Origin of the sequence: Nocardia yamanashiensis NBRC 100130 (genome assembly GCF_001613325.1) — a bacterium.
Classification (GTDB): domain Bacteria; phylum Actinomycetota; class Actinomycetes; order Mycobacteriales; family Mycobacteriaceae; genus Nocardia; species Nocardia yamanashiensis.
Map to the genome: position 1 here is coordinate 26,775 of NZ_BDCD01000017.1, position 25,610 is coordinate 52,384.

General features: G+C 69.6%; 27 protein-coding genes. 5 read left to right on the forward strand and 22 right to left on the reverse strand.

Going from position 1 to position 25,610, the window contains the following annotated elements; genetic code table 11:
• Positions 1-9: 9 nt before the first annotated feature.
• On the forward strand, positions 10-360 hold the full coding sequence (locus NY1_RS18545) for a hypothetical protein (RefSeq protein ID WP_067715524.1): 351 nt from the start codon (positions 10-12) through the stop codon (positions 358-360).
• A gap of 22 nt (positions 361-382) precedes the next feature.
• On the opposite strand, the gene NY1_RS45630 is transcribed toward NY1_RS18545, so the two are convergent.
• The 3 genes from NY1_RS45630 to NY1_RS18555 form a co-directional block, all read right to left on the reverse strand.
• A complete protein-coding gene (locus NY1_RS45630) occupies positions 383-502 on the reverse strand; it encodes a DUF8730 family Cys-rich protein (RefSeq protein WP_501193563.1) in 120 nt (39 codons plus the stop codon).
• Between the two features lie 72 nt (positions 503-574).
• Entirely contained in the window at positions 575-1,732 is a 1,158-nt protein-coding gene (locus NY1_RS18550; RefSeq protein WP_067714657.1) for a DmpA family aminopeptidase, read from the reverse strand.
• Positions 1,729-2,358 (reverse strand): TetR/AcrR family transcriptional regulator, encoded by a 630-nt coding sequence (locus NY1_RS18555; protein WP_067714660.1) that lies wholly within the window; start codon positions 2,356-2,358, stop codon positions 1,729-1,731. The genes NY1_RS18550 and NY1_RS18555 overlap by 4 nt, the downstream gene beginning before the upstream one ends.
• 107 nt (positions 2,359-2,465) lie before the next feature.
• Here NY1_RS18555 and NY1_RS18560 point away from each other — a divergent pair, with 107 nt between their 5' ends.
• Together NY1_RS18560 and NY1_RS18565 are read left to right on the forward strand one after the other, a co-directional pair.
• Complete coding sequence (locus NY1_RS18560) at positions 2,466-3,881, forward strand: APC family permease (protein WP_084535096.1); 1,416 nt, start codon at positions 2,466-2,468, stop codon at positions 3,879-3,881.
• A gap of 40 nt (positions 3,882-3,921) precedes the next feature.
• Complete coding sequence (locus NY1_RS18565; protein WP_067714663.1) at positions 3,922-4,257, forward strand: hypothetical protein; 336 nt, start codon at positions 3,922-3,924, stop codon at positions 4,255-4,257.
• On the opposite strand, the gene NY1_RS18570 is transcribed toward NY1_RS18565, so the two are convergent.
• Genes NY1_RS18570 through NY1_RS18590 form a run of 5 tightly spaced genes read right to left on the reverse strand, consistent with a single transcriptional unit; the run spans position 4,203 to position 9,351 of the window.
• Positions 4,203-5,093, reverse strand: coding sequence for an STM4011 family radical SAM protein (locus NY1_RS18570; protein ID WP_067714666.1), 891 nt, complete (start codon positions 5,091-5,093; stop codon positions 4,203-4,205). The two genes, NY1_RS18565 and NY1_RS18570, sit on opposite strands and share 55 nt — an antisense overlap.
• 5 nt (positions 5,094-5,098) lie before the next feature.
• On the reverse strand, positions 5,099-6,427 hold the full coding sequence (locus tag NY1_RS18575) for an STM4012 family radical SAM protein (protein ID WP_067714669.1): 1,329 nt from the start codon (positions 6,425-6,427) through the stop codon (positions 5,099-5,101).
• The gene (locus NY1_RS18580) at positions 6,424-7,266 is read right to left on the reverse strand and encodes an STM4013/SEN3800 family hydrolase (protein WP_233434381.1); all 843 of its coding nucleotides are present in this window, start codon (positions 7,264-7,266) and stop codon (positions 6,424-6,426) included. The genes NY1_RS18575 and NY1_RS18580 overlap by 4 nt, the downstream gene beginning before the upstream one ends.
• The gene (locus NY1_RS18585) at positions 7,253-8,404 is read right to left on the reverse strand and encodes an STM4014 family protein (RefSeq protein WP_067714672.1); all 1,152 of its coding nucleotides are present in this window, start codon (positions 8,402-8,404) and stop codon (positions 7,253-7,255) included. Before NY1_RS18585 ends, NY1_RS18580 begins: the two co-directional genes overlap by 14 nt.
• Positions 8,401-9,351: an STM4015 family protein gene (locus tag NY1_RS18590; protein ID WP_067715532.1), complete on the reverse strand. Its 951-nt coding sequence runs from the start codon at positions 9,349-9,351 to the stop codon at positions 8,401-8,403. The genes NY1_RS18585 and NY1_RS18590 overlap by 4 nt, the downstream gene beginning before the upstream one ends.
• 318 nt (positions 9,352-9,669) lie before the next feature.
• Between NY1_RS18590 and NY1_RS18595 the strand changes: the two genes are divergently transcribed.
• Positions 9,670-9,993: a DUF8820 family protein gene (locus NY1_RS18595; protein WP_067714676.1), complete on the forward strand. Its 324-nt coding sequence runs from the start codon at positions 9,670-9,672 to the stop codon at positions 9,991-9,993.
• A 333-nt stretch (positions 9,994-10,326) separates the two neighbouring features.
• On the forward strand, positions 10,327-11,391 hold the full coding sequence (locus NY1_RS18600) for a DUF6745 domain-containing protein (protein WP_067714679.1): 1,065 nt from the start codon (positions 10,327-10,329) through the stop codon (positions 11,389-11,391).
• A gap of 85 nt (positions 11,392-11,476) precedes the next feature.
• On the opposite strand, the gene NY1_RS18605 is transcribed toward NY1_RS18600, so the two are convergent.
• The 14 genes from NY1_RS18605 to NY1_RS18670 form a co-directional block, all read right to left on the reverse strand.
• Positions 11,477-13,102 carry a hypothetical protein gene (locus NY1_RS18605; RefSeq protein ID WP_067714682.1) on the reverse strand — a complete coding sequence of 542 codons (1,626 nt, stop codon included), beginning with the start codon at positions 13,100-13,102 and terminating at the stop codon, positions 11,477-11,479.
• 94 nt (positions 13,103-13,196) lie between these two features.
• Positions 13,197-13,469 (reverse strand): hypothetical protein, encoded by a 273-nt coding sequence (locus tag NY1_RS43035; RefSeq protein WP_157762323.1) that lies wholly within the window; start codon positions 13,467-13,469, stop codon positions 13,197-13,199.
• Positions 13,470-13,560: 91 nt separating this feature from the next.
• Entirely contained in the window at positions 13,561-14,955 is a 1,395-nt protein-coding gene (locus tag NY1_RS18615) for a lipase family protein (protein WP_067714688.1), read from the reverse strand.
• 130 nt (positions 14,956-15,085) lie between these two features.
• Complete coding sequence (locus tag NY1_RS18620) at positions 15,086-15,994, reverse strand: LysR family transcriptional regulator (RefSeq protein WP_067714691.1); 909 nt, start codon at positions 15,992-15,994, stop codon at positions 15,086-15,088.
• 16 nt (positions 15,995-16,010) lie between these two features.
• Positions 16,011-16,571 (reverse strand): HD domain-containing protein, encoded by a 561-nt coding sequence (locus tag NY1_RS18625; RefSeq protein WP_067714694.1) that lies wholly within the window; start codon positions 16,569-16,571, stop codon positions 16,011-16,013.
• Positions 16,572-16,637: 66 nt separating this feature from the next.
• Positions 16,638-17,285, reverse strand: coding sequence for a response regulator (locus tag NY1_RS18630; protein WP_084535097.1), 648 nt, complete (start codon positions 17,283-17,285; stop codon positions 16,638-16,640).
• 120 nt (positions 17,286-17,405) lie between these two features.
• Positions 17,406-18,656, reverse strand: coding sequence for a sensor histidine kinase (locus NY1_RS44610; protein ID WP_169815371.1), 1,251 nt, complete (start codon positions 18,654-18,656; stop codon positions 17,406-17,408).
• A gap of 91 nt (positions 18,657-18,747) precedes the next feature.
• Positions 18,748-19,449: an ABC transporter permease gene (locus NY1_RS18640; RefSeq protein WP_067714705.1), complete on the reverse strand. Its 702-nt coding sequence runs from the start codon at positions 19,447-19,449 to the stop codon at positions 18,748-18,750.
• A gap of 22 nt (positions 19,450-19,471) precedes the next feature.
• A complete protein-coding gene (locus NY1_RS18645; RefSeq protein ID WP_369690443.1) occupies positions 19,472-20,464 on the reverse strand; it encodes an ATP-binding cassette domain-containing protein in 993 nt (330 codons plus the stop codon).
• A 35-nt stretch (positions 20,465-20,499) separates the two neighbouring features.
• Positions 20,500-21,828, reverse strand: coding sequence for a cytochrome P450 (locus NY1_RS18650; protein ID WP_218028385.1), 1,329 nt, complete (start codon positions 21,826-21,828; stop codon positions 20,500-20,502).
• 117 nt (positions 21,829-21,945) lie between these two features.
• On the reverse strand, positions 21,946-23,091 hold the full coding sequence (locus NY1_RS18655; protein ID WP_067714710.1) for an LLM class flavin-dependent oxidoreductase: 1,146 nt from the start codon (positions 23,089-23,091) through the stop codon (positions 21,946-21,948).
• A gap of 11 nt (positions 23,092-23,102) precedes the next feature.
• On the reverse strand, positions 23,103-24,098 hold the full coding sequence (locus NY1_RS18660) for an ABC transporter substrate-binding protein (RefSeq protein WP_174567206.1): 996 nt from the start codon (positions 24,096-24,098) through the stop codon (positions 23,103-23,105).
• A complete protein-coding gene (locus tag NY1_RS18665; RefSeq protein WP_067714713.1) occupies positions 24,095-24,805 on the reverse strand; it encodes an ABC transporter ATP-binding protein in 711 nt (236 codons plus the stop codon). The genes NY1_RS18660 and NY1_RS18665 overlap by 4 nt, the downstream gene beginning before the upstream one ends.
• On the reverse strand, positions 24,781-25,602 hold the full coding sequence (locus tag NY1_RS18670; RefSeq protein WP_439956024.1) for an ABC transporter permease: 822 nt from the start codon (positions 25,600-25,602) through the stop codon (positions 24,781-24,783). The genes NY1_RS18665 and NY1_RS18670 overlap by 25 nt, the downstream gene beginning before the upstream one ends.
• Positions 25,603-25,610: the final 8 nt, after the last annotated feature.

Sequence of the window (25,610 nt, forward strand, 5' to 3'; positions counted from 1 at the left end):
GTGGGAACCGTGCCACTAGTCGAAGTGACCTACGCACCGCGCGTCGCGGAATCCGTCCTGCGGGAACTGGGCGAGAAGCTGCCGCATCTGATTTCGCTGGCGGTGGAATGCCCGGAGGAACCCTATGACGGGGACCTGCAGCCGGGTGACGTGGAGATACGCTTCCGGCCGCTCGGTCCGTTCGACCGGAGCGGCCTCGACGTGGTGATCGAGATCCGTTCGAAGTACTTCGAGAGCCGGGCGCTCGATCGACAGCAGCGGGTCGACCTGCTGTGCGAATGGATCGAAGCCGAGACCGGGCTGGACGACTTCGGGGTGTATCTGTCGCTGCCGGTCGCCGCCTGGGCTCAGACGGAGTGACCGGCGGGCGCGAACAGCGGTTTCAGCGCGGGCAGGAGCAGCGCTGCGCGGCGGGCACATCGCCGAGGACGTCCTCGACGTGGCTGCCGCAGCCCTCGTAGCCGGGCTTGCCGCAGGTCGGACAGGTGATGCGCATGCACATGGGAGGGTTCCTTCCTCGGGAACGGCGATATCTATCCGCAGGTGAGCATGTCATACGGGTACGACAAAGGAATCAGGGGCGGCGCAGCAGTCGGCGCAACCGGTCGTGCGGGAGCGCCGGGGAGCGATGGCCGTCACGTCCGGTCATATCGTTGTTCACGATCAGGGCGTTGAGCACCGACTCCTCGACGGCCTCCACCACAGCGGTGTAGACGGCGTCCATCCGGTTCCACGGCAGGCGCGTACTGGTGACCAGTTCGGAGCGCGACGGATAGCCGGTGGGAAAACCGGTGTCCGGCAAGCGATCTCCGGCGGTGGAGAAGGCCAGGAACAGATCGCCGGAGAACAGGCTGCCGGTGGTGCCGGTGCGGGCCAGCCCGAGCGGCACTCGGCGCGCCATCGCCTTGCACTGCAGCGCGTCGACGGGCGCGTCGGTGGCGATGATCACGATGACCGAACCGGCGCCGGCGGGCGGGGCGGGTGTGCTGGGAGTCGGGCGCGCCTCCATGGGGTTCTCCACGTCCAGCGCGGCGCCCACGCGTTGACCCGCGATGGTGAGTTCGGCGCGGGAACCGAAGTTGGCCTGCACGAACACCCCGAGGGTGTAGGAGTGGCCGCACAGTTCCAGGCGGCGCGAGGCGGTGCCGCTGCCGCCCTTGAAGGCGTAGCAGTTCATGCCGGTGCCGCCGCCGATCGAACCCTCGCGCAGCGGCGCCGATTCCGCCGCGTCCAGCGCCGCGCACACGATCTCGGGGGTGACGTGCCCGCCGTTGATGTCGTTGAGGTAGCCGTCCCAGGTCTCGGCGCAGACCGGCAGCAGCCATTCCCGGGCCAGCTGCGCGGGCTGGCGATTGATCCACTGCACCACGCCGGTGTGGCAGGCGCCGATGGCATGGGTGTTGGAAATGGTTACGGGCAAGGACAATTGGCCGACTTCGTCGATCCAGGCGGTCCCGGTCATCTCGCCATTGCCGTTGAGCGAGTACCAGCCCGCCGTGCACGGCCGCCCCAGCCCGTCCCGCCCGCGCGGCAGGATGGCGGTGACCCCGGTGCGCACCGGCCCCTCCCCCACCCGCAGCTCGCCGTCGCCGGAAATCAGGGTGCGGTAACCCACTTCGACGCCGGGCACATCGGTGATGGCGTTCCACGGTCCCGGCCGGCCGCTGGGCGCGATGCCGAGCGCCCGCGCCCGGGGCCGGCCGTCGGGCGAGAACGATTGGCGTTCGGTCATTTCCGGGTCTCCTCGCTGTCGACGGTGAGCTCGGCGCAGCCGGTGGCGGTGCGCGCGTAGGAACAGATGAGCGCGGCGGCGCGGGCCGGGTTCAGGGATCGGTTGCGGCTCACGATGTGCAGTCCGTAGGCGTCTTCCAGGGCCACCAGATTCCGCGCCACGTCCAGGACGGATCCGTCGATCCGGAAGTGCCCCTGCGCGATTCCCACTTCCAGGGCGCTGGCGTACACCGCCACCTGCTGATTGAACAGGGCGGTGATCAGGTCGCCGTGCTGGGCGGAGACGGCATGGTAGGAGGCCAGCCGGTAGAGCGCGATCACCAGCGTGTCGTCGGCGGATTCGGGCAGTCCGGCGCGGATCAAAGCGGCGATCTTGGCCCGGGCGTCCGGAATCTCGCTCACCAGGTCCAGGCGGGCGCCGAAGAAGCGGTCGCTGGCGAAGCGGTGCACCTCGTGCAGCAGGTTGGCCAGATCGTCGAAGTAGTAGTGCACGGTGGCCGGGGAGACGCCCGCGACCCCGGCGATCTCCCGTATGCGCAGCCGGTCCACGCCGGGGTCGGCGACGGCGGACAGCGCGGCGCTCAGGATGGCGCGGCGCGCCTGCTCCTGGTCTTTCTTCCTGGCCATCGGATCCCCTTGTTGACTAACAGTTAAGTCATTGTTACGGCATTCCGTAGCTCTTGTCCTGGCGACATCGCGCATTCTTTGATTTGAAGTCAAAGAAAGGCTGCGTCATGGCCACTCCCGCACCGCTGTCCCCCGAACCCGACCAGACCCACCTCGCCCGCTACCCGCAGCAGCTCGCCCGCGCGCTCGGCATGAGCGAGAACATCCTCATCACCCTCTCCGCCGTGACGCCCGCGTCCAGCGTGTTCATCATCGTGCCGGCGATCCTGCTGGCGGTCGGCGGCGCTTCGGTGCTGACGCTCGCGCTGGCCGCGGTGGTCTCGGTGTTCGTCGGGCTCTGCTATGCCGAACTGGCGGCGGCGTATCCGATCACCGGCGGCGAATACACCTGGGCGGCAAGGCTGCTCGGCCGCCCCACCGGCTTCGCGCTGTTCCTGCTCACGCTGGTGAACGGGGTGCTGATCATCGCGGTGATCGCGCTGGGCACCGGCGACTATCTGAGCGTGGCGATTCCGAGCCTGTCGGGCGAATGGGTCGGGGTGGGCGTCATCGCGGTCACCACGGTGGTCGCCACCCTGAACATCAAGACCAACGCCTGGGTGACCGGAATCTTTCTGTGCGTGGAGGTTTCGGCCATCGTCGTGCTGATCGCGCTCGGTTTCGGGCATATGGAGCGCGGGCCGGAGACCTTCTTCCAGCCGCGCACCGCCGGCGCGGACGGGCTGGAGAGCGTGGGGATGGCGACGCTGGCGAGCATGATCCCGGTGGCGTTGTTCGCCTACAACGGTTACGGAGCGGCCGTGTACTACGCCGAGGAGACCAAGCAGGCCTCGCGCACCATCGGGCGGGTGATCATGATCTGCCTGGCCGCCACCGTGGCCATCGAGATGCTGCCGCTGGCGGCGGTGGTGCTCGGCGCGCCCGGGCTGCCGGAACTGCTGCACAGCGACGCGCCGCTGAACTACTTCCTGACCGAGCGCGGCGGGTCGGCGGTGAACACCGCGGTGAGCGTGGGCATCGCGATCGCCATCGTGAACGCGGTGATCGCCATCATCCTGCAGATCTCGCGCCTGGTGTTCGCCTCCGCGCGCGATCGCAGCTGGCCCGATCCGGTCGATCGGGCGCTGGGGTCGGTGCATCCGCGCCTGCGCACACCGGTGATCGCCACGCTGGTGGTCGGGGCGCTGGCCGCCGTCGCCGCCGCGCTGCTGCCGTTGCGGCTGCTGATCATCGCCACCGGGGCGGGGCTGGTGCTGGTGTATCTGGTGGTGGCGCTGGCGGCCTTGCGGATTCGCCGGGTGCGGCCCGCGGACGCGCCCGGCTATCGCATGCCCTGGTGGCCGTGGCCGCCGCTGCTGCTGATCGCCGCCATGGTCTACGCGGCCTACAGCGCGGTGCGGGATTCCTGGCAGCCGATGCTGTTCGCGGCCGGGGCGATGGCGGCGGGGTTCCTGTACTACCTGCTGTATCTGCGCCCGCGCCGGGACGAGCGCTGGACGCTGCCGGATCCGGCACAGGATTGAGACGAACCGGTCGGTGCGGCCGGCTCGGTAGGCTGGCCGCATGCTGATCAGAAGGTCTCTCGCGCTCGCCGGATTCACCGCCCTGGCGGCGCTCGGCGCGGCCGCCTGTACCGCCGAGGGCAATGGCTCCAAGACCGAATGCCAGGTGAGCGGCTGCACCATCACCTTCGATCGCGGGGTGAGCGCCAAGGCCACCGTGCTCGGGGTGGACGCGGAACTGGTTGCGGTGAACGGGGATACGGTCACCATGAAGGTCGGCGGGCAGCAGGTGTCGGTGCCGGTCGGGAACACCCAGCCGGCCGATGGCATGAGCGTGTCGGTTCAGGAGGTCACGGGCGACAAGGTCGTGGTCAAGGTGGCCACCGGCATCAACTGAGCGGGGATCCGCTCCAGTACGCCGCCCGCGAAGACGTCGTAGAGCGGCAGCGTTTCCAGGTGCACGTAGCCGATGTGGCAGTCGCACACGGTGTTCGGGCAGGCGCGCGGGGCCAGCGCGGTGCGATAGCTGCCGTCGTAGAGGTTGCCCAGTTCGGTGCGGACGAAATGGCAGCGGCGCACGGTGCCGTCGCCGTCCACCGAGATGACCGATTCGCCGGTGCGGCAGGGCATTCCGGCCGACGGGTGCGGGTACAGGCTGTAAGCGAAGAGCGGGTCGATCGCCTGCCAGGCCTCGGCGTCGGCGTCCGAAAGCTCATGCCCCTCGGGCGCGTTCACCCACAGGTAGATGTGCTCGGGTAGGTCCGCGCGCAGGCGGTGCGCGGCCGGGAGATGCTCCGGGAAGCCGACGATGCCCACGCTGTAGCGGATGCCGCGCCGGCTCAGGTCCGCGCATTTGGCGCTGAACCGGTCGTAGGGCGTCTGTCCCGGGTGGTAGGTGCACCACAGCGCCAGGGTGCGCGGGTTGGCGGAGGAGAGCCAGTCGGTGCGGCAGCTCAGGTTGGTCTGGATGGCGACCCGGCGCACATTCGGCAGGTGCGAGAGTTCGATGAGGGTGCGCCGGTACCAGGAGCGCACCAGGCCCTCGCCCCACGGTGTGAACAGGATCGACAGGCGGTCACCGCGCTGTTCGGCCACCCAGGCGGCGAAGCGTTCCAGGGCGGCGCGGTCGGCGCGTAATTGCTCGCGGCTGTCGCGGCGCTTGGCGAAAGGGCAGTAGGGGCAATCGTAGTCGCACGAAGCGAGCGGGCCGCGGTAGAGAATGGTCAGGTCCATGGCGGTTACTTCGGTTCGTAGGCGGTCATGGCGGCGTGCACGGCCGGGGAGAACAGGCGCGGGCCGAGCGCGTCGGAGTAGGCCAGGCCCTCGGGGGTGAGGCGCAGGCGATCCGGTCCGTACTCCAGCCAGCCCAGGTCGGCGAATTCCCTTAGCTCCGTAGGGAAATGGGCGTCGGGGTGCGCGCCGAAGCGGTCCCGGTAGGAGGCGAGATCCATGCCGTCGGCTTGCAGCAGGGATTGCAGGAGGTGACGGCGGCGCGTTTCGTCGGCGTCCATCCGGAAGCCGACTTCGGCGCGGGTGAAATCCGTTGTGCCGGTGTAGGTGTCGATGATACCGCGCACCTCGCGGGTTTCCACCGCGTAGTCGAACGAGTAGTGCAGTCCCGCCGTGTAAGACCGCGCCCCGCAGCCGAGACCGATCATGCCGTCGATCTGGCAGGCGTAGTCTTCGGGTCCCTCGGCCGGAGCGTCGGCGCGGCGGAACATGCGCATGGAGCGTTGCTCGTAACCGTTGGCCAGCAGGTGATCCCGGCCCGCCGCGTACAGGCGCAGGCGCTGCTCGTCCCACTCGGCGTCGGCGTCCGCACCGTGTTTTCCGAGCCCGGTGAGGGGACGGACGTACAGCGGATACAGGTAGAGCTCCTCGGGCCGCCAGGCCAGCGCCGCGTCCAGGGAGGTGCGCCAGGTCCGCTCGGTCTGGCCGTCGATGCCGTAGATCAGATCGATGTTCAGGATCGGGATGTCCGCGGCCCGAATGCGTTCCAGCGCGGCCTCGACCTCGGCGCGGCGCTGCGGGCGGACCGCCGAGCGGGCCTCGGCATCGACGAAACTCTGGACGCCGATGCTCACCCGGGTGGCGCCGCGCTCGGCCAGTACGGTCAGGCGGTCCGCGGTCGCGGTGGTCGGCGAGGTCTCCACGGACAGCGGGATGCCCCGCAGGTCCGCGCCCATGCGCAGTTCGGCGATATCGCAGAGCCGCGCCAGTTCGGCGGCCGTCAGATAGGTGGGGGTGCCGCCGCCGAACGCCGCGGCGGCGAAGCGGACCGGGCCGTCGCCCAGGGCTTCCCGCACCGCCCGCGCCTGGCGTTCCAGGGCATCGAGGTAGCGGGTGGTGAGTTCGCCGGGCGCGCCCACCCGGGTGAAGAGGTTGCAGAAACCGCAGCGGTATTCGCAGAACGGGATGTGCGCGTACAGCGACAGGGCGTCCTTGGGTTCGGCCGCCCACAGCTCGCGCAGCGGCGGGCGCTGCGGGGCGAGCGGGCGGTAGGCCGTCTTGTGCGGGTAGCCGTAGACGTAGTTGCGATACGGGCGGGGGCGGGTGAGCGTGTTCATGCGGGGCCCTCGAGGAAGAACTGGGCGTACGGGACGGTCCAGACGGCTTCGTGTCCGAGGCGATGGCCGGTGAAGCCGTCGTCGCCGTAGGTGGTGCCGTGATCGGAGCAGACGATGGCGAAGCAGCGGCGGCGGCTGCTCGCGGCGGCGAACAGGCGGCCGAGGTGGCGGTCCACGTATTCCAGTGCGGCGGCGTGGGTTTCGCGGGTGTCGCCGGCGTCCCGGGTCGCGCCGGGTAGGTGGAACCAATTGGGCTGGTGCAGGGCCGAGACGTTCACGAACAGCAGCAGCCGGCGCTGGGCGGGCAGTTCCGCGACGATCTGCTCGGCGCGGGCGACCTGCGCTTCGAAGGAGGTCGGCGAGGCCACGGAAAACTCCTGCTCCCAATGGCTTTCCTGGAACAGGCCGGGCAGCACCGAGCCGAGTGCGGCCTGCTTGTTGAAGAACCCCACTCCCCCGATGCAGACCGTGCGATAGCCCGCCGCCGCCAGGGCCTGGACGAAATCGGGTGTGTCGTAGACGAAGGTGCGGCCCGCGGTGGTCTCGCTGCCGGCGAAGCGCGAGGCGAACAGGCGGGGATGCGGGCCGGGCGTCGCCGGGGTGGGCAGGAATCCGGCGAACATGGCCTGATGCGAGGCGTAGGTGAAACTGCCCGGCGCATGGCGTTTCTCCCAGCCGCTCGCGGGCAGGTGGCGGGCCAGGTTCGGCAGGCGTCCCGCCGCCAGCAGTTCGGCGGCCACGTCGTAGCGCAGGGTGTCGAGGGTGACGAACAGCAGATCGTCGCGGCCGACCACCTCGTTCATATCCGGGTCGGCGAGGTGGTGATCAGGCGATGGCATGCTGCTCGTTTCTCGGTGCCGGACGGGCGGATTCGATGCCGCGGGCGAGGGCCGCGACCTGGGCGTCATAGGTGTCGCCGGCTTCGGCGCCGCTGCCGTCCAGGCCGCGCAGCCCCGGCAGCAGATCGCCGAAGGCGTTGACCTCGCCGATGGCGAAGCGCCGCCAGCCGATACCGGGCAGCAGGTCCACGCCGACGCGGGAGAACCGCGGGAAGCAGGCGGCGGCGCGCTCGCACAACGCCAGCACCTCGGACCAGTCGCCGCCCGCATTGTCGATGGCGGTGCGGGCGGCGGCGAGATCGCCACGCGCACCGCCCAAATGCAGGTTCGTCATCGGCGACGGGCTGGTGCGCACCACGGCATGGGTCGCGCGACCGGCGACCACCACCACGCGCAGATCCGCGCTCCGGCCATCCTGCGACGCCTTGGGCAGCCACCGCTCGATATGCAACCCGTCCGGCGCGAGCGCGTCGACGATCGCGGCCACCTCGGCTTCGGTGGTGTAGCGCCGCACGCGCAGCGAATTGAACAGCCGCCCTTGCCCATCGCGCTGCACCGAGGTGGTGGCCTGCACCCGCCCACCGCTCGCGGTCTCCACGGCCAGCACTCCGGAAGCGGAGGATCCGTGTGCGAGCTTGACGAAAGCGCGCGTCAGCCCGGCGGCCGCCATACGCTCGCGCACGTCCTGCCAGTCACGCACGGGTTCGACCGCTCCGGAGGTCGGCGAGAACGGCACGGCCACACCGGCATTGCGCAGTACTTCGTGACAGCGGCGCTTGTCGAACAGCACCGCCAGTTCGGCCGGATCGTCGAGCAGCGTCGCGCCACCCGCCGCCGCCAGCTCGGATACCGTCCACGCGGCCGCGATGAATCGCCCGTACCAGCGCGCGCTTCCCTCCACGCGGGTCGAATCCTCGACGCCGCGTAGCATCCGCTCGACCTCCGGATCCTCCCCCGGCGATTCCAGCCGCACCAGCTCACCGGCCCGGAATCCGGCGCCGCCCGTGAGCACTTCGCGCCACGACACCACTCGCGCCGCCGGTCGGCCCGCCCGCCGCAGCGCCTCCTGGAACAGCGTCACCCGCCGGTTCTCCGGAATCCCGACTACCACCAACCGCGGCGGGTGTGCGCCGTTCACTCCGAGACGGCGGTGTAGCGGCGATCGGCGGGATCGTCTTCGTCCTCTTCGGTTTCGGCGTCCGAGAGGTCGACGATCACGCCGCTGGGTTCCAGGGCGTCGCGTAGGCGCTGTTGCATGGCGGCGCCGATGAAATGGTGGTGCAGGTCCAGGGAGGTGAGGTGGGTGAGGGGCTGGCCGGACAGCAGGGCTTCCGCGCCGGCGTTGCCGAGGGTGCCCATCGACAGGTCGAGGGAGGTCAGGCCCGCTACCACGGGGGCGCTGGCGATGGCGGCGGCGATCTCGTCCTGAATCTCGCTGTTGCGCAGGGCGAGATGGCGCAGGTGCGGTAGTCGGGCGCCGCTGAGCAGGGGTTCCAGGTCGGCGATGCTGGTGTCGCCGCCATACCAGGAGACGCCGAGCCACAGGTCCAGGTGTTCGAGGGCGGGCAGTTCGCTCGCGCCGATGCCGCGCACCACATCCGCGCCCAGGCCGCCGGTCTGGACGGTCAGCTTCCGTAGCGCGGGGTGGGTGAGGCGCGAGAAGCCCAGATCCGCGCCGCCGCGCACACCGAACTCGGTGAGTTTCGGGAAGGCGTCCAGCAGCGGTTTCACCTCCGACTGGTGGATCCAGGAGATCTCGTTCTCCTCATAGGTGATGTCCCCCAGGAAGATCGCGCGCAGGGCGGGCAGTTTGTGCTTCGCCGCCGCCAGCGCCTCGATCACGTCCGCGGAGGTGGTGTCGGACTCCCCGTACGACCCGACCACCAGTGCCCGCACCGCCGCGGTGTCGACGGTGTCGGCGAACCGCGCGAAGGCTTCCGGCCAGGTCTCCTTGGCATCCCACGGCGCGATGCTCACCCGCCACGCCACCTGCCCGGCCGCCGGTAGCCCGGCTTTCGGTGCGGCGTCGGGGAACTCGAAGACGGGCAGGCCGTGGAAATCCTGCAGATGGTCGGAAATTGTCATATCGCGGGCTCCGTACACCAAGACTGTGGGCGATCTGTTGTGCCGGGCTCGTTTCTACCAAGCCCCGCCGACAACCCCGCCGCGCGGGTGCGGACGCCGAGTGGGCGGCGGACCGAGGGAGTGACAGGCCGCCGCGGGCACCCGCCGGACCGCCGGGCCGAGCGACCGGAGTCGAGTCCCGGACGGCCCGGCCGCCACGGGTGAGCGCAGCCGCGCGGGAATCGTGGTGACCGTCGCTCGTCGACGCGAATTGTCGTACCCCACCGGTACTTTCGATATCGAGCCGGCGCACGGGGCGACGGCGAGGAGGAATGTCCGATGTACCGACAGGGCGATGTCTTGATCGTGCCCATCCCGGCCGAATCCGTGCCCGCCGCGGCAGTGGAAGCCCGCGGCGAGGCGCGGGACGCCCGCGGCCGCATGGTGCTCGCCCTCGGTGAGGTCACCGGCCACGCCCACGCCCTCGCCGCCCCCGGCCGCCTCATCCGCTCCGGCACTTCCGCCACCGCCCTGCTCGAACTACCCGAAGGCGGCCGCCTGGTCCACGAGGAGCACGCTCCCATCGTCCTCCCCAAGGGCTGGTACCGCGTAGTCCGCCAACGCGAATACCTCCCCGGCGCGGTCCGCATCGTCGCCGACTGACCTGCTCCCGCACGATCCGTCGGGGCCATGCGACGAACCGAATCAACTGTCGCACCACCGGATCGACCACCACGACGGTCCGGGACGCCGAGGGCGAATCGGGCCGACAGGCCGGACTGGGGCGCCGGACGAAACCTGGCCGGGTCTCGGGGCCGGGCCGGGTCAGGTCACCTAACCGGGGCCCGGGCCGGGTCAGGTCACCCAACCGGACCTGGCCGGGTCAGGTCACCCAACCGGACCGGGCCGCGGCGGAGACGGTCCGGATCTGGCTGGCCCGCCGAAGCAGCGGCCGGTACCTTCCTTTCGAATTCATCTGTCAGGGACGGGATTTCCATGAGCACTACCGATGAGTGGCGCGCTGTAGCGGCGGCCACCGGGCGCGCGGATCGGGCGGCGGCCGAAGCCGCGGCGCGGACGGCCTATGAGACGGCGGGGCTGGTCGCGCCGCCGCGGTTCGTATGGGTCGAATCGCCGCTGGCGGCGGTGGCGGCCGTGCGGGAGCTGGACGAGCCGGGGCGGTCGGTTCGGGATGCGGTGCGGACTCGGGTGTGGGCTGCCGAAAGGCAGCGGGTATACGCGGAATTGGGGGCGGCGGGGTGGGCCGAGCGGTGGAATTCCACCGGGGCGCAGCTGTGGGATACGACGCGGGCGCTGACGGACCGGATTCGCGGAGCGGTGGTGGAGCAGCTGGTCGGTCCGGATCCGGATGTGCTGGCGGAGGCCGATATCGAGCTGGAGATCGACCACGACGCGCGCAAGGACTACGTCGCCACCGCGAGCGAGGTGCGCGGGGTGCTGCTGGACGCGGTGCTCGGGCAGCACGACGCGGCCTGGCTGGCGGTGTTCGACGACAGCGCCGCACTCGCCGGGCTGGCGGGAGTGGCGCGAAACGCGCACTGGTGGTGGCCCTTCGAGAACGCCGTCGTGTTCTGCGAACGCCCGGAACTGCTGCTGCGTGACGAGGCGGGCCGCCTGCACGGCGTGACCGGCCCGGCGCTGCGGTACGCCGACGGGTTCGCGCTACTCGCCTGGCACGGAATGCCGGTGCCCACGGACTTCCTGGCGGAGCTGGAATCCCTCAGCCCGGAACGCATTCGCGCCGAGGACAATGCCGAGCTGCGCCGCGTCATGCTGGAGCATTTCGGCTACGACCGGTACCTGGCCGAATCCAATGCCGAACCGGTCCACCGCGACGAGACCGGAATCCTCTGGCGGATACCGCTTCCCGGTGACGAAGATGTCGTCATGGTCGAGGTGGTCAACTCCACCGCCGAACCCGATGGCACCTTCAACACCTACTGGCTACGCGTTCCCCCGACCACGAACACCGCCAAGGAAGGCGTCGCCTGGACCTTCGGCCTGGAAGCCGCGGAATACGACCCGCTACGCCAGACCTAGGCCGGACGCCGGACCCAGCGCCTTCCACGGGGTGGCGGACATTCGGAACTGGACGGCGCACCCGCATCCCTCGGGGCCGCACGGTTCAGGGGTTGCAGTGGGTGGCGATGCCGGCCGTATCCAGTTTCGGATGGGTTGTCGGCAGGCAGGGCTGGGTTGCGCCATCCAGGGTGATGTCTTTGAAATCGAGGGTGGCGGCGGCTATTTGCCCGCCGGAGCTGGCGGTACGGATGAGTGGGCCGGTAGTGGCGGCGATGGAGGTACGGGCCACGGTGCCGGTGAGACGGGCGGTGTCGCCGACATTGATGATGTTGAGGCCGTGGGCGGCGGCGCCGGAAATCGTGGTGTCGCGAATGTCGAAGGTGAGTTCCGATGTGGCCGGGCCGGAGCCGGACGGGGTGTAGGCGATGAGGCCGACGGCGTCGGCGCTGCAATCGCCCAGGTCGGAATCGGTCACGGTGAGCGCGGTTTTCGCGGTGCGGCCGAAATTGGTGGTGACCAGGCAGGTGCCGAGATTCGCGGGCACCACGGAATTGAGGAGGGCGCCGGGGAATTCGGAGTGATAGGCGCGGACGCGTTCCAAGGTGAGCGACTGCCGCGCCCCGCCGGTGGTCAGGTTGTAGTTCTCGATGATGTCACCGGCGACGGTGTCGAAAGTGCTGTCGGAGACCTTGACCCGGCTGTTCGGGCTGCCGTTGGTGGTGACATATTCCAGACCGTTGGCCGAGAAATTGCCGTACCCGCCGTGAAATTCATTGCGGGTCACAGTCACGTCCATGGTCGCCTGCCCGAGCGCATTGAGGAACAGCCCCTCGCTGTCGGCCACCTTGTTCAACAGCGAGGTGGTGGGCGAGGCGATCTCGGTCTGCGAGTTCCCGGTCAGCTCGGCGGTGAGCTGCGCGGAGTCGGCGGCTTGCAGCCCCACCGCCAGCACGGACAGCTTGATCAGGCCGAGGTTGATGGTGCGCACCGAATTCCCGGTCAAGGCCGCTGTCACCCGGCTGGTGCCGTGCGCCCGTACATCGATGCCGTCACCGCACGCGGTGTCGTGCACGGCGTTCCCCTCGATGCGCACGTTCCCGGCAGCGGCGGAGAAGTCGGTCATGATGGCCGCCCACCCGTTGTTCAGGGTGATGAACTCGGGCAAGGCCGGTACCGCCGTACCCAGCGGCAGGCTGGCCGGCAGCGTGAACGGCCCGATCATGAACCCGTCGGAACACTGGGTATTGGTGCCGCTCACATCATTTCCGGCAATCACGACATTCGCGGCATCGGATCCGTAGATCCCGCCCCGCCGCGCGCCAGATATGACCAGATTGCGCACTTCCGCGCCGGGCGCGAGCCGCACCGCGTCCCCATCCCGGGCTCCGGTGGAGTTCGCGATCCGCGGCAGCGCCGCATTCCCGGCGGCCCCCACCACCGCCGGACCGTCCCCTACCAGTTTCTGCCGCGGTTTGAGCGTGATACCCCCGTCCAGCGCGGGCACGTCCGCCGCGACCGGCACCACCACGATGGCGTCCCCGTCCCGCGAAGCTGATTCGGCGCGAGCGAGGGAATCGAAGGGAGACTCGGCGCTCCCGGTCCCGCCCGCGGGGGCGGCGGCGCTGACATACCAGGTCGCCGAATCCGGTTCCGCCGTGGCGAGTCCGGCCGGGGATGCGGCGCAGGCGAAGAGAACGAGGAGCACTGCCGAAGCGCGGGCGGCTGACATGCAAGCACCCTGCCAGGCGGCGCGGCGACCCGTCCATCCGGCAAAATGCCAGGAAACGGGCACTTTTGCCGACTATGTGCACAAGCCCGGCGGGCTAGTCCAGATGGTCGGGGAAGGCGGGCAACTCCGGTTCGGGCATTTCCTCCAGTGTTGCCAGCTGGAGATGGATGAACGCGGCGATCCGGTGCCGGGCTCCGGCCGGCAGCAGATCGATATCGGCCCCGCTGAGCGGGTTCGCACCGAACGAATGGGGCTGCGGCTCTTCGATTTCGGGCCCCCCGGGAACAACCTCTAGCTGAGGCCGCCGAACGGACGGCCCACGCTCGGGCTCGTCCGCATCCGCGGCGGCAACGGCGGTTCGCACCATAACGAAACCATAACCCCTGGGACGCTTACGCGGGAGGCGTTGGCGCAGTTGAGCCTTCGAGTTGCATAACGAAACAGCAGCCCCATCCGTATCACCGGGCGCCGAGCGGATAACCGGTCAGCAGCGCGGCGAGCTGCGGCCATTTCGCGCCCAGCAGGGTGGCGAAGTCACCATCGGTCAGCGTACTCACCGGACTGGTGATCGTGCACCCCTGCGCCACCGGCACCCCGTTCATCCGGTCGATGAGGAATTGGTAGCCGTCCGGAAGCCAGCCGATAATGCCGGAAATGTGCTCGGCCAGCAATTCCCGGGTATAGGTGATGCGGGCGTTCGGATCCCGGCAATAACCCTCCACGACCCGATCGGTGCCGGTGTTCGGAATGAACTCGTCGTTCTGCGCGTGGTACAGGTACATCGGGATGTCCGGGACGTTCTTGCCGAGTTCCTGCGCGGTGAGCGTCGCGCTCACTTCCGGGATGTCGAGGGGATCGCCCGCGCCGGTGTAGGAACCGAGGTAGTTCCAGAACGGGAACAGCGCCGAACCCTGCGGGTGGCAGAGCATGCCCTTGAGGGAGGTCATGAAGCGCCCGAACCAGTCGAATCTGGTTTCCAGCAAATTCCGGACTTCGGGGTATTCGGTGGCGAAACCGTGCAGCGCGGCGCCGATCAACCCCGCGCCCAGATTGGCATTGTTGCTGCGCAGCACGGCTTTCAGATCTCCCATTACCACGCCGCCGATGGACGCCCCGACGATATTCAGCTCCGGCGCGTATTCACCGTGATGTTCGGCGACCCAGCCGGTGGGAATGGTGCCGCCGGAATAGCCCATCAAGCCGACCGGGGTCCGGTCACCCGCGGTCAATTGCAACGGCGCGAAGTTCTCGGCCGCGCGAATACCGTCCAGGGTGGCCCGGCCGCCGAGAATGGCCGCGCCGTAAGCGGAATTGGGGCCCTCGTAGTCGGGAATGGCGACCGCCCAGCCCTGTGAGATGCCGAGCAGCATGGCGAGCGCGGTCTCGGCGGAGTTCACGTAGTCGACCGGAATCGAACCCTGTTGGGCGACATAGGACATGGCGCAGTACCGCGCGGTGGAATCCTCGGCCACCTGGTACGACAGCAGTTTCAGCCCGTCGGCGGGGGCGGGGCCGCGCGGTTTCAGCACGGTGGTGACGGTGGCGATGGGCGCGCCGTGACTGTCGTCGGTGCGGTACAGCAGCTGCCAGGCGTCGATATTGAACGGCAGCACCGACAGGAACGCCGGGGTGATCTGCCGGGCCTTGATGATGCCGCCGGGCGGCGTGCCGGCGATGGCATCGGCGGGAGCGTTGTAGAAGGCGTCCAGCTCCGGCGGCACCACGATGACCGGCAGCGGCTGGATCGGAACGTCGGCGTAGTCCGGTGCGGCGTGCGCGCCGCCCGTCCCGGCCGTGCCGAGCACGGCGAGCAGGGCGCCGACCAGCAGCGCGGCAATCGTGTGAGCACGCACGGGAGCCCACCCTTTCTTATGGCCGATCGGGACGACGCTGTCGCCTACCGAATAAAGAGAGTGATTACTCCCTAAGTTAGAGTGACGCCGCTCACCGTGTCAATGGGTGTCTCGGACAGTCTCGCCGGGCTCAGGCCGGGCGGCGGGCGATGGTGTACAGGTCGCGGGCCGGACCCACTGGGCGCTGACCGCGCTGCCAGACGGCGCGCAGTTCCCGATCCAGGTCGAGGCCGACCACATCGGGCGAGACCAGGGTGGCGGCGGCCAGTTCGCCCGCCACGGCCAGCGAGCTGAGCACGGCCGGGGCCAGCCCGTCCGCGACGGCGGTCTTGATGGCGGTGGTGGAGGACAGTTCCAGTACCACCGTCGGCTCCCAGCCGGGCAGGGCGCGGGTCATGGCGCGCTCGAAGGAGGTCCGGGTGCCGGAGCCGCGCTCGCGATAGATGAGCGGCGTCTCGGCCAGCTCCTCCACGGTGATCTTGCCGTGCCGAGCCCAGGGGTGCCCGGGCGCGACCACCACGACCAGGCTGTCGCGTTCCACCACATGGCTTTCCAACTCGCGCGGGATCTGCGGGCTCTCCACGAAACCGATGCCGGCGCGGCCCTCCAGCACCGCCCGCGCCACCTCCGCGGAATTGCCCGATTCCAGCGCGACGGCGGTGTCGGGCATCCGGACCCGCAGCGCCACCAGCCATTTCGGGAACAGGTACTCGGCGACGGTCTGGCTGGCGGCCACCCGCAATTGCGAATCGCGTTGCGCCCGCAGCGTATCGATGCCGACGTCCAGCCGGGTCGCGGCATCGACCACCTCGCGGGCCCATTCCGCGATCAGCGCGCCCGCCGGGGTGGGCCGTGAGCCGAGCGTGGTGCGCTCCAGCACCGGCATGCCGACCAGCTGCTCCAGGTACCTGATCCGCGAGCTGGCCGAGGGCTGACTGATGCCGTGCTCCTTGGCCGCCCGGCCCAGACTCCCGAGCTCGATCACCGACAGCAGCAGATCCAGGGCCGCCAGATCAGGGACTCGCGGAGATAGAGGCATAGGGCGATTCTATGCCTCAGCGTGCGGCGACGCGTTCGATGACCGGTCGCCACCAGGCGAGGGGGTGCACGGTCAGGCCGACGACCTTGCCCGCGTCGTCGGCGCGGCGCAGTTCGATGGCGGCGCGGAAGTCCGGGTCGGCTTCGAAGGCGGCGACCTCGTCGGGGGTCATGGGACCGCCCTGGGCGACGAGGGTGCGCTGACTGGACGGCGAGAGGGCGGCGGCGTGCGCCGAATCCGTGGCGGCCAGATAGCGTTTCGCGGTCACGTGCAGTTCGGTCAGGCGGGCGACGCGGTCGCCGAGCAGGCCGCGCACCGCCTCCGCGCCGTGGCGGCCGTGCCCGGCGTCGTCGCCCGGCACCAGCAGGTGGCCGATATCGTGCACCAGCCCGGCCACCTGGAGTTCCTCGTCGTCGGGGAAGTCGCGGCGCAGCAGTTCGGCGCATTGGCGGTCGTGGTCGAGGATGTCCACCGGATCACCACTGCGGTCGGGCATGTCCCAGACGTCTTCGCAGGCGGCCAGCAGATCCAGCAATTCGTCGACGGTCTCGACGCGCGCTCGTGGTTCGGAACCCATGGCCGCACCCTAGGACCGGCCGGCGACGGCCCCGAGTCCATTCGGTGAACACTCAGCGAATCAGGTTCAGGCCAGTCCGGCGCGGTGGACCAGGATGGCGATCTGGGTCCGGTTCTCCAGTCCGAGTTTGGCGATGATCCGGCTGATGTGGACCTTGACGGTCGACTCGCTCATGAACAGGGTCCGCGCGATCTCGGCGTTCCCCGCGCCGGTCGCCACCGCGAGCGCGACCTCCCGCTCCCGCTCGGTGAGCTGTTCCAGCCGCCCCAGCGCTTCCGGCTGCTGCGCACCGGCGCCCTGCGCGAAGGCCGTCAGCATCCGCTTGGTGATCGACGGCGCGAGGATCGCCTCCCCGCTCGCCACGATCTCCACCCCGCGCGCCAGCTCCCGCGGCGGCGTGTCCTTCAACAGGAACCCCGCCGCCCCCGCTTCCAAAGCGGCATAGACGTATTCGTCGAGCCCGAACGTGGTCAGCACCACCACCGCCGGCGGCTCCGCCAGCGCCCGCACCCGCCGCGTCACCTCCAGCCCATCGACCTGCGGCATCCGGATATCCGTCACCACCACATCCGGCCGATACTTCTGCACCAACTCCACGATCCCCCGCCCGTCGGCGTCCTGCGCCACCACCTCGATCCCGCCCCCGGCCTCCAGAATCATCGCGATCCCGGTCCGCACCAACTCCTCGTCATCGAGCAACACCACCCGGATCACGAAACCTCCTCCACACCACTGTCATCCACCGACCGATCACACCCGCTCGCCCGACCACCGCCCGGCAGCCGGCGAAATGCGGACCACCGCCCGGCATCCGGGCAACGCTCCGAGATCCGCTCACGCATCGCCCGCCCCCACCGGAAAGGTGGCGTGCACGGCGAAGCCACCGTCGGGCAGCGCGCCGGAATGCATGGTCCCCCCGGCAAGTTCGACCCGCTCCCGCATTCCGACCAGGCCGAAACCGGATCCGTGCGCGGCGATGGCGGTCCGATCACCGGGCCCGTTGCGGACATCGACGGCGAGCGAGCCGTCCGTCCGGGCAGTGAGTTCCACCCGCACCACCGACCCCGCCGCATGCTTGGCCGCATTGGTCAGCGCCTCCTGAATCAACCGATACACCGCCCGGCCGACCGCACCCGGCACCTCCGGCAGCGCTGCGGGCGCGGACATTTCGATCCGCTGCCCCGCCTCGACCGCATCGGCCACCAGTTCAGCGACCGCGCCCAGCGTCGGCGCGGGCCGCAGCGGAACCCGCTCATCGCTCTTCGATCGCGCCTGGCCGATCACCTGCTGCGACGCCCCCGCCGGTGCGGCGGTGGCCGAGCCGTCGGCATTGCGCACCACAGGGCCGGAAACCTCGGTGTCGCTTGCCGGTTCGGCGGGGGTGTCGCGGAGGACGCCGAGGAGTTCGCGCATTTCGGTGAGGGCGGTGACGCCGGTGGTGCGGATGGTGGCGGCGATGTCGGCGGGTTTGCCTTCGGCGGAGACTTCGAGGGCGCCGGCCAGGACGGTGATCTGGGAGATGCGGTGGGCGACGATGTCGTGCAGTTCGCGGGCGATGCGGCGGCGTTCGGATTCGACGGCGGCACTGGTGCGCAGGTCGCGTTCGCGTTCGGCCTGTTCGGCGCGTTCGCGCAGGGCGGCCAGGGTGGCGGCGCGCTGGTTGGTCCACAGGCCCAGCAGCAAGGGGACGGCGATCGTCAGGGTGACGATGATGCCGCGATTGAAGAACTGGGGCCAGATGTCCTGCAGGCCCCAGGGCACCACGCCGGCGATCAGGACGCACAGCGCCGACCACCAGGTCTGGCGGCGGTTGCCGTAGCGATCGGCGACGGTGAAGATCGCCAGCAGCAGCGGGAAGGTGGTGCCGACCAGCATTTCGCCGAGCACGGTGGCGGCGAGCACGGGCAGCGGCAGATAGCGCCGGAACAGCAGGGCCGCGCCCACCACCCAGGCGACCGGCGGTCCGGCCGCGGCGGGCAGCAGGCCGATGGCGGAGGTCTGCACATCGTGCAGCCCGACGAACCCGAACAGCAGAGCGGGCAGCACGTCGCGGATCAGCACTCCGATCCATCGCCGCCTGCCCACTCCGGCAACCCTAGTCACTGCGACTTCCTCACACTTCATGGCACGCGGGCAAGGCCCGGGCGGGCCATCAGCTAATGACTGGATACCTCGATCACACGTCGCGCCGGGCCAGCAGCGCGCCGCTCAATCCGAGCAGTCCCGCGACCAGGGTCAACAGCGGCAGCGCGAGCAGTACGGGGTTCCCGGCCCCCGGCAGCGCCAGCTGACCCGCCGCCAGGAAGGGCATGAGCTTCGGGCTCAGCCCGGCCAGCACGCCCGCGGATTCCAGCACGGTCGGCAGGCCGATGGCGGCCACCATGGCGAAAGTCGCATTGCGGGTGATGGCGGCGACGCCCAGTCCGGCCAGCGCGGCCAGGCACATGTAGACCGGCAGCGCCGCGAAAGCCTGTGCGAGATGCGCGGTTTCGGTGGGCAGCGTGGAGCGCGCGCCCTGCGCGACGACGGCGATACCGGCCGCCGCGACACCGTACAGCGCCGCGACCGCACCGGTGGTCAACGCCTTGGCCGCCAGCACCCGGCTCGGACGGCGCAGGGTGAGCATGGTGGTGGTGATGGTGCCGTAGCGGTATTCGTGCCCGAAGGCATTGACGGCGACGGCGGTGGCGAACAGCATCACCATCATCAGCGCCAGGCCGGAGACCGAGGCGGTGAACTGCTCGTCGGGGGTGGCGGCGCTCCGGCTCGCGGACACGACGGCGATGAGCGCCTGCAGGCCGAGCCCGCCCGCCAGCAGCACCCAGGTGGATCGAATGGAGGCGAGCCGGATCAGTTCGTAGCGAATCGCGTTGTACATGAGTGGATTTCCTTGTCTGTGGTCAAGCGGCGACGTGCCCGCGGAAGCGCGCGGCATCGGCGGTGGCGTGGAAGAAGGCGTCCTCGAGGCTGGTCTGGACCTGGGTCAGCTCGGTGACCAGCACGCCCGCGTTCATGGCCAGCGCGGCGACCGCCTGCCGATCGTCGCCGTCCACCACGACCGCCCGATCCTGCTGGACATGCGCGCGGAAACCGTTGCGCCGCAGCAGATCCGCGAGCACCTCGGGCCGGTCGGACCGGGCGATGACCCGCGCCGCGGAATTGCGGTCCACGAACTGCCGCACCGATTCCGCCGCCAGCAGCCGCCCGCCGCCGATGACCACCAGTGCATCCGCCAGGTGCGCCATCTCGTTGAGCAGATGCGAGGAGACGAAGACGGTACGTCCTTGCCGGGCAAGCTGTTTCAGCAGATCCCGCAACCAGCGCACGCCTTCCGGATCGAGTCCGTTGGCGGGTTCGTCCAGGATCAGGGTGGCGGGATCACCCAGCAGCGCCACCGCCAGGCCGAGCCGCTGCTGCATGCCGAGGCTGAAGCCGCCCGCCCGCTGATCGCCGGCGCTGCTCAACCCGACCTGCTCCAGCACCTCCTCCACCCGCCGCCGCTCGATGCCCGCACCGGCCGCCACCATCCGCAGGTGCCCGCGCGCCGTGCGCTTGGGGTGCACGGCCCGCGCGTCGAGCATCACCCCGACCGTCCGGACCGGATCGGCGAGCTCGGCATAGGGCCGCCCGTCGAAGGTGGTCCGCCCGCTCCCGTGATCCAGCCCGAGCATGAGCCGCATGGTGGTCGATTTGCCCGCGCCGTTGGGCCCGAGGAACCCGGTCACCACCCCCGGCGCGACATCGAAGGAAAGATTGTCGACCGCCGGCACATCCCCGTACCGCTTACCGAGCCCACGCGCCTGAATCATGGAATCCGCCTCGTCCTCGCCGGTGCCGCCGGATGCGCCACCTTCATCGGACTCGACTCTGCCGTTCCACGCGCTCGCGGCCATCCGCCTCGAGCACACGGCCGCCTAACACTTTCGGCTTATGCCGGCGCCGACCGCCGCGCCCGATAGGCGATGGTGCAGGGCGCGGCGGGCCACCGCGATTTCGCCCGCAGATCCGGTCGCGGCGTGCCGGTGGTGAGCTCCAGGTCGTAGCGCCGCAGCAGTTCGGCCAGGATGATCGTCATCTCCAGTTTGGCGAACCGGGTGCCCAGGCATTTGTGCAGCCCGCCGCCGAAACCCATCAGCTTCGCACGTTCCTGTTTGGCGTCGGCCCCGAGATAGCGATCGGGCCGGTAGCCGTCGGGATCGGAATGTTCCTCCGGCAGCCGGTGATTCACCGCCGGCGAAGTGAACACCTGGGTGCCCGCCGGAACCGCGTACCCGCCGATCTCCATATCGGCGACCGCATTGCGGATCAGCACCGGCGCGATGGGATACCGGCGTTCGGTCTCGTGCACGCACGCGTCGATCACCCGCAACCGCGACACCCCGTCGAGATCGATCGGCCCCGCGCCCAGCACCGCATCGGCCTCGGCCCGGGCCCGCGCCAGCACCTCCGGATGCCGCACCAGATCGAGCAATGCCCACGACAGATGCCCGGTGGTCGATTCGTGCCCCGCCCACACCAGGAGCAGCACCAGATTCACCAGCACGTCGTCCGGTACCGGTGTGCCATCGGAATAGGTTGCGCTGGAAAGAGTTTGCAGAAAATCAGGCTCGGGGAGCGGGGTACGGCGGCGGACGACCAGCATCTCGGTGAGGTCCGCCTTCAGGCTCTTGCCCGCCCGCGCCCCGAGGATCCGCCCGGCGGTCGGCACGAAGCGCGGCGCGAAGGTCATCTGCTTGGAGAACCAGCGGAAGCGCCCGAAGAAGTCGCCGCCGATCTCGGTGGCGAAGCGGTCCCCCAGGAAGGCCCGTGCCGCGATATTCATGACGAGCCGCCCGAACTCCTCGGCCAGCTCGAATTCCCCGGCGTCACCGAGCCGTTCGGCGAATGCCGCGGTCTCGCCGGTCATGACCGCGGCATAGCCCTCGTGCTGCCGCCCACTGAATCGCGGCAGGATGATGTTCTTCTGCTCCCGGTAGGCGGCATCGTCGGCCAGGCTGAAGAAATCGGGCGCGAACATGGTCCGGAAGAACGGGTACGCCGCCTCGGTGGAGAGGTTCCGGTCGTGAAAGAACAACTCGCAGTTGGCGTTTCCCAGTGCGACGACCGCCTCGGCGGGTCCCAGTTTGATCCGGTACACCAGGCCCTGTTCACGGTGCCCGCGCCACACCAGCGCTTCCGGATGCGCGGCGAGTTCGCGCAGGTGCCCGAGCAGTGGCAGGCCGCCCGAGAGCATGGGCGGCCGGATGCTTGTATTCACGCTTCCCCCAGCATGATTCGAATACACCCCGGAAAGGGGGTCGAATCATTGCTATCACCGCGGGGGCGGCGGCGGTTATGCCCTGAACAGGGTATGACCCTGCTCAGGGCAAACCGGTCAGCTGCTGGAGACGCCCGCGAACGGGATGGTCGCGGCCGGTTCGGCGCGGCGCGAGGGGTGCTTCCACAGGCCCTTGCGTTCCAGGATCGGCAGTACGCCTTCGCCGAACCAGTACGCCTCTTCCAGGTGCGGGTAGCCCGAGAGCACGAACTGGCTGATGCCGACCTTCGAGTATTCGATGAGCCGTTCGGCCACTTCCTCGTGCGAGCCCACCAGCGCCGTGCCCGCGCCGCCGCGCACCAGGCCCACGCCCGCCCACAGGTTGGGGGCGATCTCCAGGCGCGAGGTGTCGCCGTTGTGCAGTTCGCGCATGCGGCGCTGGCCCTCGGATTCGCTGCGCGCGAGGCTGGCCTGCACCCGTTCGATATCGGCGGGGTCGATGCCGGCCAGGAGTTTGTCGGCGACCGCCCACGCCTCTTCCGAGGTATCGCGGGAGATCACGTGAATCCGCAAGCCGTACTGCAGCTTCCGGCCGTTGTCGACGGCCAGCCCGCGAATCCAGTCCAGTTTCCGGCTGACCGCGAGCACCGGTTCGCCCCAGGTGAGGTAGGCGTCGGCGTAGCGGGCCGCGACCGGGCCGGCGGGACCGGAGGAGCCGCCGAAGAACACCGGTGGGACCGGGTCGGGGTGATTGCTCAGCAGCGCGTTCTCGACGCGAATGTGGTCGCCCGCGAAGGAGATCGGCTCGCGCGAGTTCCACAGCGACTTCACCACGTGCAGGAATTCACCGGTGCGCGCGTAGCGAGTTTCTTTGTCCTCGAAGTCGCCGTAGGCGGCCTGGTCGGCCGGTTCGCCGCCGGTCACCACATTGATCAGCAAGCGGCCCTTGGAATGCCGCTGGAAGGTGCCCGCCATCTGTGCGGCGAGGGTCGGGCTCATCAGCCCGGGACGCAGCGCCACCAGGAACTTCAGCGTCTCGGTGGTCTCGACCAGCATGGCCGTGGTGAGCCAGGCGTCCTCGCACCAGGTGCCGGTGGGGGTGAGCACGGCTTCGAAACCGTTGGTCTCGGCGGCGGCCGCGATCTGGTTCAGATAGTGCAGCGAGGCCGGGCGATCCCCGGACATGGGCGTTCCGTGCCCGCCGACCACCAGGCCGCGGGAGTCACCGGAGGTGGGCAGGAACCAATGAAACGACAGGCTCATTCGAATCGTCCTCAGGAGTTGAAGCGGTCGTTGTAGCGGGTGTCGACGAATTCCTTGATGTCGACCTTGCGCGGGATCAGCTCGGCGGCGGCGAAGGCGTCGGCCACCTGCTGCTCGCCCGCGATGGTGGCGTCGTCGAGCGAATGATGCTGGTACTGCGCGCGTTGCACCGCGGTCAGGGTGACGTCGTAGGGAATGCCGGTGATGGCGGCGGATTCCTTCGCCCAGGCTTCCGGATTGGCCTTGATCCAGGAGTGCGCGCGCTGGATGCGGGTCAGCAGATCGCGGACCGCGGCCGCGGTGGCCTTGTTCTCCAGCGTCTTGGTCCCGGCCACGTAGAAGTTGTCGCCGGACACGTAGCCCTCACCGTTGACGACGACCCGGTTGCCGTCGTGCTCGGCCTGCGAGACGTACGGATCCCAGACCGCCCAGGCGTCGACCCGGCCGGTGGACAGCGCGGCCAGGGCATCGGCGGGCTGCAGGTACTGCGGCTGGATATCGGCGAAGGTCAGGCCGTTCTTGGTGAGCACGCTCAACAGGTGGTAGTGCGCGGAGCTGCCCTTGGTGACGGCGATCTTCTTGCCGCGCAGGTCTTTCGGATCCTTGATGGCGGAGTCCTTGGGCACCACGATGCCCTGCCCCTGCAGACCGACCCGATACGACGCCACGATCTTGATCTGCGATTTGGCGGCCGCCGCGAACACCGGCGGCGCATTGCCCACGCCGCCCAGATCCACCGAGCCGGCATTGATGGCCTCCAGCATCGGCGGCCCGGCCGTGAACTGCGACCATTCCAGCTTGTAGGGCAGGTTCTTGCCCTCGCCGGAAACCTCCATCAGGGCTTGCAGCGCAATGGCTTTCTGATCGCCGACCCGCACCGTCACCTGCGACAGGTCCACCGTGCCGTCCGCGTTCACGCCCTTGCTGTTGTCATCGCCCGTCCCGCAGGCCGCGGTGACAAGGGCCGCGGTGACCGCGAGTGCGGCGAACAGACGTCTGGTGATCATCGGTGTCCTTCTGGGATATCTTGCGGCACACCGAGTTCGGTGAGCAGCGTGGTACGCAGGGCCAGGAATTCGGGATCCTCGCGGCGGCGCGGGCGCGGCAGTTCGATGGGCAGCTCGCGGGCGATGCGCCCGTCGGCCAGCACCAGCGCCCGGTCGGCGAGCAGCAGCGCCTCGTCCACATCGTGGGTGACCAGCAGCACGCCGGGCCGGTGCTTGTCCCACAGCTCCAGCACCAGCGCGTGAATGGTGATGCGGGTCAAGGCATCCAGCGCGCTGAAGGGCTCGTCGAGCAGCAGCAGATCGGGTTCCCGCACCAGTGCCCGGGCCAGCGAGGCGCGTTGCGCTTCACCGCCGGAAAGGGTGAGCGGCCAGGCGTCGGCGCGTTCGCTCAGCCCGACCTCGGCCAGCGCGGCGCGGCCGGCGTCCTTGGGGTTTTCGTGCCGCAGGCCCAGGGTGATGTTGTCCCGCACCCGCTTCCACGGCACCAGCCGCGGCTCCTGGAACGCGACCGCCACTTCCCCGGCGACCGTCAGCTCGCCGCCGGTCTCGCCGTCCAATCCGGCCAGCGCCCGCAGCAGCGTGGACTTCCCGGAACCGCTGCGCCCGAGCAGCGCCACGAACTCGCCGTCGCGGATGTCCAGGTCGATGCCGTGCAGTACCCGGCGGTCGCCGAAGTCCTTGGTCAGCTCACGAACTCGCGTCGCCATCCCAGCGCCCTCCTCTCGATCAGGCGGACCAGGGCGTCGGTGAGCAGGCCCAGCACGCTGTACACGAGCAGGCCGACCACGATCACGTCGGTGCGCAGGAATTCGCGGGCGTCGTTGATCAGGAAGCCCAGGCCGGCATCGGCGTTCACCTGTTCGGCGACGATCAGCGCCAGCCAGGCCACGCCGAGGGACTGCCGCAGGCCGACCAGGGTCTGCGGCAGCGCGCCCGGCAGCACGATGTGCCGGATCAGCGCGACCCGCCCCAGCTGCTGCACCTGCGCGAGTTCGGCCAGTTTGCCGTCCACGCCGCGGATGCCGGCGAAGGTGTTCAGATAGAGCGGAATCGCCACGCCGAAGGCGACCAGCACGATCTTGGGCAGCTCGCCGATGCCGAACCACAGGATGAACAGCGGGATCAGGCCGTAGAACGGGAGCGTCCGCAGCATCTGCATGGGCGGGTCGACGACGTACTCCCCCACCCGGCTCAGCCCGGCGGCCAGCGCCAGGCCGACGCCCACCGCCGCGCCGATCACGAATCCGATCAGCGCACGCTGCAACGACACGCTCAGCGCGTCGGCGAGAGTGCCGTCCTGGATCAGCTCCACGGCGGTCCGCACCACCGTGACCGGGGAGGCCAGCAGCCGTTCGGACAGCAGTCCGGTCGCGGCGGCCAGCTGCCACACGGCAACCAGGATCAATGGGCTGATCAGCCGGAGCCAGCCGGCGGAGAGCCGGGGCAGGCGGGGTACGCGCGGCCCGGCCGCAATGGGCCTGGCCTGCACGGCAATCGAAGACACGGCAGCAC